This is a genomic window from Nocardioides sp., assembly GCF_029937575.1.
Classification (GTDB): Bacteria; Actinomycetota; Actinomycetes; order Propionibacteriales; family Nocardioidaceae; genus Nocardioides.
Window position 1 is genome coordinate 22530 of sequence record NZ_JAPYPS010000043.1, and the last position, 9024, is coordinate 31553.

Sequence of the window (9024 nt, forward strand, 5' to 3'; positions counted from 1 at the left end):
CGCTGGGGACGGGCCGGTTCAGCTCGGCCAAGGGCATGGGTGCCCCCGACGCGCTCTCCCGAGCGCCGTGGGGGACTCTATGTGAACAGGGCCCTACGGGCGGGTACGTAACCGTAACGATCTGATTTCGACCGCCCGTGGACCCTCCGCCACATCACTCCGCTGGCGGGAGATCCTTCGCCGGCGGGGCGTCCACACCCGCCTCCTTGCGCTGCTCGGGGGTGATCGGCGCCGGCGCCGCCGTCAGGGGGTCGTAGCCGCCGCCGGACTTGGGGAACGCGATGACGTCTCGGATCGAGTCGGTCCCGGCGAGCAGGGCGCAGATCCGGTCCATGCCGACGGCGATGCCGCCGTGGGGCGGCGCACCGAAGGTGAAGGCGTCGAGCAGGAAGCCGAACTTCTCGTGCGCCTCCTCGTCACTCAGCCCCATCACCGAGAACACGCGCTTCTGGACGTCCTGTCGATGGATCCGGATCGAGCCGCCGCCGAGCTCGTTGCCGTTGCACACGATGTCGTAGGCGTAGGCCAGGGCGCTGCCGGGGTCGGTGTCGAAGGTGTCGGCGTACTCGGGCTTGGGGCCCGTGAACGCATGGTGGACGGCCGTCCAGGCGCCTTCGCCCACGGCGACGTCGCCGCTCGCGACGGCATCCGAGCTCGGCTCGAACATCGGGGCGTCCACGACCCAGGTGAAGGCGAACGCCGCCTCGTCGATGAGGTCGCAGCGACGGCCGATCTCGAGTCTCGCCGCACCGAGCAGCGCCCGGCTGGCCTTGGTGGCGCCGGCGGCGAAGAAGATGCAGTCGCCGGGCTGGGCGCCCACGTGGGCAGCCAGGCCGGCCTTCTCGTCGTCGCTGAGGTTCTTGGCGACCGGTCCCCCCAGCTCACCGTCGTCGGTGACCAGCACGTAGGCCAGGCCCTTGGCGCCGCGCTGCTTGGCCCACTCCTGCCAGGCGTCGAGCTTCTTGCGCGGCTGGCTGGCGCCGCCCGGCATCACCACCGCACCGACGTACTCGGCGTTGACGGGGGAGAACACGCGGAACGGCGTCTCGGAGAAGTACTCCGTGCACTCGACGAGCTCGTTGCCCATCCGCAGGTCGGGCTTGTCGGAGCCGAAGCGGCGCATCGCGTCGGCGTAGGTCATCCGAGGGATCGGACGGGGGATCTCGACGTCGATGAGCGCCCACATGGCCGACAGGACGTCCTCCATCAGCGCGATGACGTCGTCCTGCTCGACGAAGCTCATCTCGATGTCGAGCTGGGTGAACTCCGGCTGCCGGTCGGCGCGGAAGTCCTCGTCGCGATAGCAGCGGGCGATCTGGAAGTAGCGCTCCATGCCGGCGACCATGAGGAGCTGCTTGAACAGCTGCGGGCTCTGGGGCAGGGCGTACCAGCTGCCGGGCTGGAGACGCGCGGGCACCAGGAAGTCGCGGGCACCCTCAGGCGTCGAGCGGGTCAGGGTCGGGGTCTCGACCTCGACGAACTGGTGGGCGTCGAGGACGTCGCGGGCTGCCTTGTTGATCTTGCTGCGCAGGCGCAGGGCGGCGTTGGGACCGCTGCGACGCAGGTCGAGGTAGCGGTGGGCCAGCCGAGCCTCCTCCCCCACGTCGACGTGGTCGCTGATCGGGAACGGCAGCGTCGCGGCGGCGTTGAGGACCTCGACCTCGGAGGCGACGACCTCGATGGCACCGGTGGCCAGGTTGGGGTTCTCGTTGCCGTCCTTGCGCGCCATCACCTCGCCGGTGATCTTGAGGCAGTACTCGGCGCGCAGCTGGTGGGCCGTGTCCTCGTCGCGGATGACGACCTGGACGACACCGCTGGCCTCGCGCAGGTCGATGAACGCCACTCCCCCGTGATCACGACGGTTGGCGACCCATCCGGCGAGGGTGACGGTCTGGCCGACGTGCTCGGCGCGCAGGGCGCCGGCGTCGTGGGTGCGGATCACTTCGTTGTCTCCTCGGTGTTGCTGATCACGGTGCTGACGACCTGCGGCCGCAGGTCCTCGTGGGGTGGGGTCCAGGTCGCCGGATCGGCACCGACCTGCTCCCCCGATCGGATGTCCTTGACCTGGTGGGTGGCATCGACGGTCGAGCCGGGGCCGAACCAGACGTAGGGGATGCCGCGACGCTCGGCGGCCTTGATCTGCTTGCCGAACTTGGCCGCGGTCGGTGCGACCTCGCACGGGACGCCGCTGGCCCGCAGCGCCGTGGCCACTGCATCGCTCTCGGCACGCGACTCCTCGTCGCTGACGGCCACCAGCACCGCGCTGGGCACCGGGCGGTCGGCTGCCACGGCTCCCTGGGCCAGCAAGGGCACCAGGGTGCGACTGACTCCGAAGGAGATGCCGACACCCGGGTACGTCGTGCGTCCGTCGTCGGCGAGCGCGTCGTACCGGCCGCCGGAGCAGATCGAGCCGAGGCCCTCGCTGCCCGTCAGTCGTGTCTCGAAGACGGTCCCGGTGTAGTAGTCGAGCCCGCGCGCGATCGACAGGTCCGCTACGACCGCTACGCGCTCGGTCGCCAGGGGTGCGCAGGAGCGGAGCAGGTCTGCCAGCTCCGCGAGCCCCTCGGTGAGCAGGGGGTCGCTGACCCCCAGCGCCTCGACCCGGGCGACGAACGAGTCGTCGTGCGTGCGGATCCGGGCCAGCGCGAGACATTGGTCGGCCTGGTCCCGGGTCAACCCCGCCTCGTCGACCAGCAGGGCGGCAACGCGCTCCACCGGCAGCTTGTCGAGCTTGTCGACGATGCGCATGACGGCCTCGACGTCGGAGGCACCGAGGCCGGAGTAGAAGCCTTGGATGAGCTTGCGGTTGTTGACCTGCAGGGTGAACCCGGGCAGGAAGTCCAGCCCGGCCAGCGCCTCGACCATGACGCGCGCGACCTCCACGTCGTGGTGGAACGGCAGCACGTCGCGCCCGACGATGTCGATGTCGGCCTGCGCGAACTCGCGGTAGCGGCCCTCCTGCGGTCGTTCGCCCCGCCATACCTTCTGGATCTGGTAGCGCCGGAAGGGGAACTCCAGCTTGCCGGCGTGCTCGAGGACGTAACGGGCGAAGGGCACCGTGAGGTCGAAGTGCAGGCCGAGGCCCGAGTCGCTGCCGGCGTCGGCGTCCTGGAGCCGGCGCAGGACGTAGACCTCCTTGGAGGTCTCACCCTTGCGGAGCAGCTGGTCCATCGGCTCGACGGCGCGCGTCTCGATGTTGGCGAACCCGTGCAGCTCGAAGGTCGCGCGCAGCGAGTCGATGACGCGCTGCTCGACGACGCGCTGCGCGGGCAGCAGCTCGGGGAACCCGCTCAGCGGGCTGATCTTGGTCGCCACCCGCGTCACAGACCCCGGGTGAGGGGCGCGGGCGGCTCGTCGAGGTCCTGCAGGAACGGGTTGACCATCCGCTCGCGGCCGATGGAGGTCTGCTCGCCGTGGCCCGGTAGCACGACGATGTCGTCGGACAGGGGCAGCACCTTCGTCGCGAGGCTGCGCAGCATCGTGGGGTGGTCTCCGCCAGGCAGGTCGGTGCGGCCGATGGAACCGGCGAACAGCAGGTCGCCGGAGAACATCACCTCGCTGATCCCCTCAGCGGGTCGCGGCGAGCGGAAGGTCACCGATCCCTCGGTGTGACCGGGGGTGTGGTCGACGACGAAGCTGAGCCCTGCCAGCTCCAGGGTCTGGGCGTCGCTCAGCTCGCGTACGTCGTCCGGCTCGGCGAACTCGTACTTCCCGCCGAGGAGCATGGCCGTGGTCTCCGGCGACATGCCCTGCATCGGGTCCGCGAGCAGGTGCCGGTCGTCGGGGTGGATCCAGGCCGTCGCGTCGTAGGTGCCGGCCACGGGCGCCACGCACCACATGTGGTCGACGTGACCGTGGGTGACCAGCACGGCCACCGGCTTGAGGCGGTGCTCGCGGACGACCTCGGCGACACCGGGCGCGGCGTCCTTGCCGGGGTCGATCACGACGCACTCGGCTCCCGGCGCGGTAGCAGCGACGTAGCAGTTCGTGCCCCACGGTCCTGCGGGGAAGCCAGCGATCAACACTGCGTCAGGGTAGCGAGCAGCACCCGCCTGCGTCGCCCCGGTATCGGGCTGCCGCGACCACGCCGGGCGAGGACGTCGCGGGCCGGGACCTACCTGGCACTAAGGTGGTGGGCGGCGCACGTGGACAACGAAGAGGGATACGCAGTGACGAGCAGCGAATGGGGTCGCGTCGATGACGACGGCACCGTCTATGTCAAGACCGTCGACGGCGAGCGGTCGGTCGGGTCCTACCCGGCCGGGACGCCCGAGGAGGCCTTGCACTTCTTCACCGAGCGCTACGAGGCGCTCTCCTTCGAGGTGCAGCTGCTCGAGCAGCGGGTCAACGGGTCCAAGCTCTCACCCGAGGAGGCCGCGGAGTCGATCAAGACCGTCCGCGCCCAGGTGAGCGACGCCAACGCGGTCGGTGACCTCGCTGCCCTCAGCGGGCGGCTCGACGCCCTGGCCCCGGTGCTCGCCGTCCAGCGCGAGGCCCGTAAGGCGGAGAAGGCGGAGAAGGCAGCCGCCGCCAAGGCCGACAAGGAGAAGCTGGTCGGCGAGGCCGAGAAGGTCGCCGCCGGCTCCGACTGGCGCAACGGCGCCAACAGGCTGCGCGACCTGCTCGAGGAGTGGAAGGCCCTCCCCCGCATCGACCGGGCCTCCGACGACGCCCTGTGGAAGCGCTTCTCGGGCGCGCGCACGTCGTACACCCGCCGGCGCAAGACGCACTTCGCCGAGCAGGACGAGAAGCGCGAGGGCGCGCGCCTGGTCAAGGAGCGGCTCGCCAAGGAGGCCGAGGCCCTCGCGACCTCCACCGACTGGGGTCCCACAGCGGGCAAGTACCGGGACCTGATGCGCGACTGGAAGGCCGCCGGCCCGGCGCCCAAGGACGTCGACGACCTGCTGTGGAAGCGATTCCGCGGGGCCCAGGACGCGTTCTTCGGCGCCCGCGACGCCGCGAACGCGGCGCTCGATGCCGAGTTCGCCGACAACGCCGTGGTCAAGGACGCGCTGATCCTCGAGGCCGAGGCGCTCGTCCCGGTCAAGGACGTCGACGCGGCCAAGAAGGCCTTCCGCGACATCGCCGACCGCTGGGACGCCGCCGGCAAGGTGCCGCGCGACCGGATGAAGGAGCTCGAGGGCCGGATCCGCGCCGTCGAGCAGGCGATCCGCTCCGTCGAGGACGACGCCTGGAAGCGCTCGGACCCGGAGAAGTCCGCGCGCGCCAACGACATGGTCACCAAGCTCGAGGACGCGATCGCCGAGGTCGAGGCCGACCTGGAGAAGGCCCGTGCTGCCGGCAACGACAAGCTGGTCAAGGACCTCGAGGAGAACCTCGCCTCGCGCCAGTCGTTCCTGGAGATGGCCAAGCGCGCCAGTGCCGACTACAGCGGCTGAGTGCTGCCCTCAGATCGCGAACGACCCGTCCGCGTTGCGGTAGCCCAGGCCCTGGATCGTGTAGACGACGGCGGTGCCGCGCTCGACCTGGATGCTGACCGTCAGCCCCACCAGACCGTCGAACTCGGCCCGGTTGGTCTCCAGTGCACCGTCGCCGTCGAAGTCGTCGGCCGCGGTGGCGCTCAGGCGCGCGTCGGGCCCCAGGTCGAGCCCGATCCCGGACAGGCACCAGCCTGCGGCGCAGGCTGACCACGAGCCGGAGCCGGACTTCAGCACGACGGGTGCGGGGGTCGGCTGCGGGGTCGGGGACGGCGTGGGGGTCGGGTCCGGGGGCCTGGGCGGCTTGGTGGGCTGGGGCGTCGGCTGCGGACTCGGCTCGGGAGTCCTCGGGGGCTTGGGTGGCTTCGGGGGCGCGCTCGGCGTCGTCCCGTTGCCCTGGTTGCCCTGGCTGCCCTGGGTCGCCTTGGCATCGACGTCGACAACCGTCTCGGCCTCCGGTTCCGGCTCCACCGGCGGGGCCGGGATGTCGAAGACCCCTGTGTGGTAGCCGACGGCGAAGGCGTAGACCAGGTCGACGTAGTAGTCGGAGTGGTTGTAGGTGAACAGGGCTCGACGCATGGCGGCCTCGTCGCCGATCGGTCCTCGGGCCGGGCACAGGTAGCCGGCGGCGGCCAGAGCCGCGTCGTCGAGGTCGTCGGGGTCGGCGATGCGGTCGCCGTCGCCGTCCACCCCGGCCGTGGCCCAGGTCGAGGGGATGAACTGCATCGGGCCCACAGCCCGGTCCCAGACCTTGTCGCCGTCCAGGCGTCCGTTGTCGGTGTCGCGGATCGCGGCGACCGGACCGACACCGTTGAGGGCGATCCCGCGGATCAGCGGCTTCGAGACGCCGTCGGTGCCCAGCCGGGAGCCGTCGTAGCGGCCGTGGTCGGACTCGACACGGCCGATGCCGGCGAGCAGGCCCCACGGCAGGTTGCAGCCGGGTCGGGTCCTCTCGATCCGCTTGGCGGCGCGCTGGTAGGCCCGCCTGGCCGCCTCGGGCAGGCCGAAACGGGTCTCGGCGCTGATGGTGAAGAGCTTCGTGCCGGTGGGGGTGATCTCACGCTCGCGATCCTCGGCACTCTCGGCTGCCGCCGCAGCAGCGGCCAGCACGTCGAGGATCGGAATCGGCTCGAAGGGCACCGACGAGCGGATCGGCGCCGCAGCGTCCCCGTCGCTCGCCCCCGACGAGACCACCACGTGTGTCGTGAACACCCCCGCGAGGAGCACGGCCGCGGCAGCGCCGCCCGCCATGGCGCCCTTCATCTTGCGGCCCCCATGGCCGCTGTTGAGCTTCACTCGTGCACTCCTCGTGCGTCGTCCCCGGGGGCCGGGGTGTTGCTACTGGGTCACACGATAGGCGTCGAAGACGCCTGGCACGGAGCGAACCGCCTTGAGGACGGTGTCGAGGTGCTTGGCCTCGGCCATCTCGAAGGTGAACCGGGTCTTGGCGACGCGGTCGCGGCTGGTCGAGAGGTTGGCGCTGAGGATGTTCACGTGGGCGTCCGACAGCACCATCGTGATGTCGGACAGCAAGCGGTTGCGGTCCAGAGCCTCGACCTGGATGTTGACCAGGAAGGTCGAGGACCCGCTCGGGGCCCACTCGACGTCGAAGACCTTCTCCGGCTGGAGCTGGAGGTTGCCGGCGTTGACGCAGTCGGTGCGGTGCACCGAGACGCCCCCGCCCTTGGTGACGAAGCCCAGGATGTCGTCGGGGGGCACCGGCGTACAGCACTTGGCGAGCTTGACCCACACGTCGGGAGCGCCCTTGACGATCACGCCCGAGTCGCCGCCACCGCTGCTGAGCCCTGTGCGGCCGCGCCGCCCGGTGATGGTGACGGCCTCGGCGAGGTCCTCCTGGACCCCGGCCTCGCCGCCGAGCAGCTCGATCACCTTGCGTACGACGGTCTGCGCGCCGAGGTTGCCCTCGCCGACCGCGGCGTAGACGCCGGTGACGTCGGGCAGGTTGAGGTGGGCGGCGACCAGGCTGAGCGACTCGTGCGTGAGCAGCCGCTTGATGGGCAGGCCCTCCTTGCGCATCAGCTTGGCAATCTGGTCCTTGCCGCGGTCGATCGCCTCCTCGCGCCGCTCCTTGGTGAACCACTGGCGGATCTTGGCCTTGGCACGCGGCGACTTCACGAACGTCAGCCAGTCGTGCGACGGTGCGGCGTTGGGCGACTTGGAGGTGAAGACCTCGACCACGTCGCCGTTGTCGAGCGTCGACTCGAGCGGCACGAGGCGCCCGTTGACCCGCGCGCCGATGGTGTGGTGTCCGACCTCGGTGTGCACCGCGTAGGCGAAGTCCACCGGCGTCGCACCGGAGGGCAGCGCGATCACGTCGCCGCGCGGGGTGAAGACGTAGGTCTCGGAGCGGTTGATCTCGAAGCGCAGGGACTCCAGGAACTCACCCGGGTCCTCGATCTCGCTCTGCCAATCGAGCAGCTGCCGCACCCACGACATGTCGCCGGAACCGCCCAGGTCAGCACGCTTCTCGGTGTCACGGCCCTCGCGGCCGTCCTCCTTGTACTTCCAGTGAGCCGCCACGCCGTACTCGGCGCGGCGGTGCATCGCGAAGGTGCGGATCTGCATCTCGACGGGCTTGCCCTGAGGCCCGATCACCGTGGTGTGCAAGGACTGGTACATGTTGAACTTCGGCATCGCCACGTAGTCCTTGAACCGCCCGAGCACGGGGTTCCACCGTGAGTGCAGGACGCCGAGCACCGAGTAGCACTCGCGGTCCTCGTCGACGAGGATCCGGATCCCCACCAGGTCGTAGATGTCGGAGAACTCCCGGCCACCCACGATCATCTTCTGGTAGATCGAGTAGTAGTGCTTCGGACGCCCGGTGACGGTGGCCTTGACCTTCGCGTCGCGCAGGTCGCCCTCGACCTGGCTGATCACCTCGGCGAGGAACTGGTCGCGCGACGGCGCGCGCTCGGCGACCATCCGGACGATCTCGTCGTAGATCTTGGGATGCAGGGTGGCGAACGCGAGGTCCTCCAGCTCCCACTTGATCGTGTTCATGCCGAGCCGGTGGGCCAGCGGCGCGTAGATGTCGAGCGTCTCGCGCGCGGTACGCTCCTGGCTCTTGAGCGGCACGTAGCGCAGCGTGCGCATGTTGTGCAGCCGGTCGGCCAGCTTGATCACCAGCACCCGGATGTCGCGCGACATCGCGACGATCATCTTGCGGATGGTCTCGGCCTGCGCCGAGTCGCCGTACTGGACCTTGTCGAGCTTGGTCACCCCGTCGACGAGGTGCGCGACCTCGTCGCCGAACTCCTCGCGGCACTGCTCGAGGGTGTACGGCGTGTCCTCGACGGTGTCGTGGAGCAGGGCGGCCACGAGGGTGGCCTCGGTCATGCCGATGCCGGCGAGGATGGTGGTGACCGCGAGCGGGTGGGTGATGTACGGGTCACCGCTCTTGCGCATCTGGGTGCCGTGCATCCTCTCGGCGGTCGTGTAGGCCCGCTCGAGCAGCGCGAGGTCGGCCTTGGGATGGTTGGCGCGTACGGCGCGGAAGAGCGGTTCGAGGACCGGGTTGCCGCCCTGGCCTCGGGTGCCCATCCGGGCCAGCCGTGCCCGCATCCCG

Annotated in this window: 6 protein-coding genes; 1 reads left to right on the forward strand and 5 read right to left on the reverse strand. The window is 70.3% G+C overall.

What is annotated here, in order from left to right; genetic code table 11:
• Window positions 1-154: 154 nt before the first annotated feature.
• From aspS to Q1K33_RS14250, 3 genes are read right to left on the reverse strand one after another with little or no spacing between them, the layout of a single operon-like run.
• Window positions 155-1942 (reverse strand): aspartate--tRNA ligase, encoded by a 1788-nt coding sequence (aspS, locus tag Q1K33_RS14240; protein ID WP_300405078.1) that lies wholly within the window; start codon window positions 1940-1942, stop codon window positions 155-157.
• Complete coding sequence (gene hisS / locus Q1K33_RS14245) at window positions 1939-3315, reverse strand: histidine--tRNA ligase (protein WP_300405080.1); 1377 nt, start codon at window positions 3313-3315, stop codon at window positions 1939-1941. The genes aspS and hisS overlap by 4 nt, the downstream gene beginning before the upstream one ends.
• 5 nt (window positions 3316-3320) lie before the next feature.
• Window positions 3321-4025 (reverse strand): MBL fold metallo-hydrolase, encoded by a 705-nt coding sequence (locus Q1K33_RS14250; protein WP_300405082.1) that lies wholly within the window; start codon window positions 4023-4025, stop codon window positions 3321-3323.
• A 144-nt stretch (window positions 4026-4169) separates the two neighbouring features.
• Here Q1K33_RS14250 and Q1K33_RS14255 point away from each other — a divergent pair, with 144 nt between their 5' ends.
• A complete protein-coding gene (locus tag Q1K33_RS14255; RefSeq protein WP_300405084.1) occupies window positions 4170-5399 on the forward strand; it encodes a DUF349 domain-containing protein in 1230 nt (409 codons plus the stop codon).
• A gap of 9 nt (window positions 5400-5408) precedes the next feature.
• On the opposite strand, the gene Q1K33_RS14260 is transcribed toward Q1K33_RS14255, so the two are convergent.
• Window positions 5409-6734, reverse strand: coding sequence for a lytic murein transglycosylase (locus tag Q1K33_RS14260; RefSeq protein ID WP_300405086.1), 1326 nt, complete (start codon window positions 6732-6734; stop codon window positions 5409-5411).
• A gap of 42 nt (window positions 6735-6776) precedes the next feature.
• Window positions 6777-9020, reverse strand: a complete 2244-nt coding sequence (locus tag Q1K33_RS14265) for a bifunctional (p)ppGpp synthetase/guanosine-3',5'-bis(diphosphate) 3'-pyrophosphohydrolase (RefSeq protein WP_300405092.1) — start codon at window positions 9018-9020, stop codon at window positions 6777-6779.
• Window positions 9021-9024 lie beyond the last annotated feature (4 nt).

Bases quoted from the DNA above. Each gene is read 5' to 3' on its own strand.
- Q1K33_RS14265 (WP_300405092.1), bottom strand. From the start codon at position 9,020: ATGCGGGCACGGCTGGCCCGGATGGGCACCCGAGGCCAGGGCGGCAAC.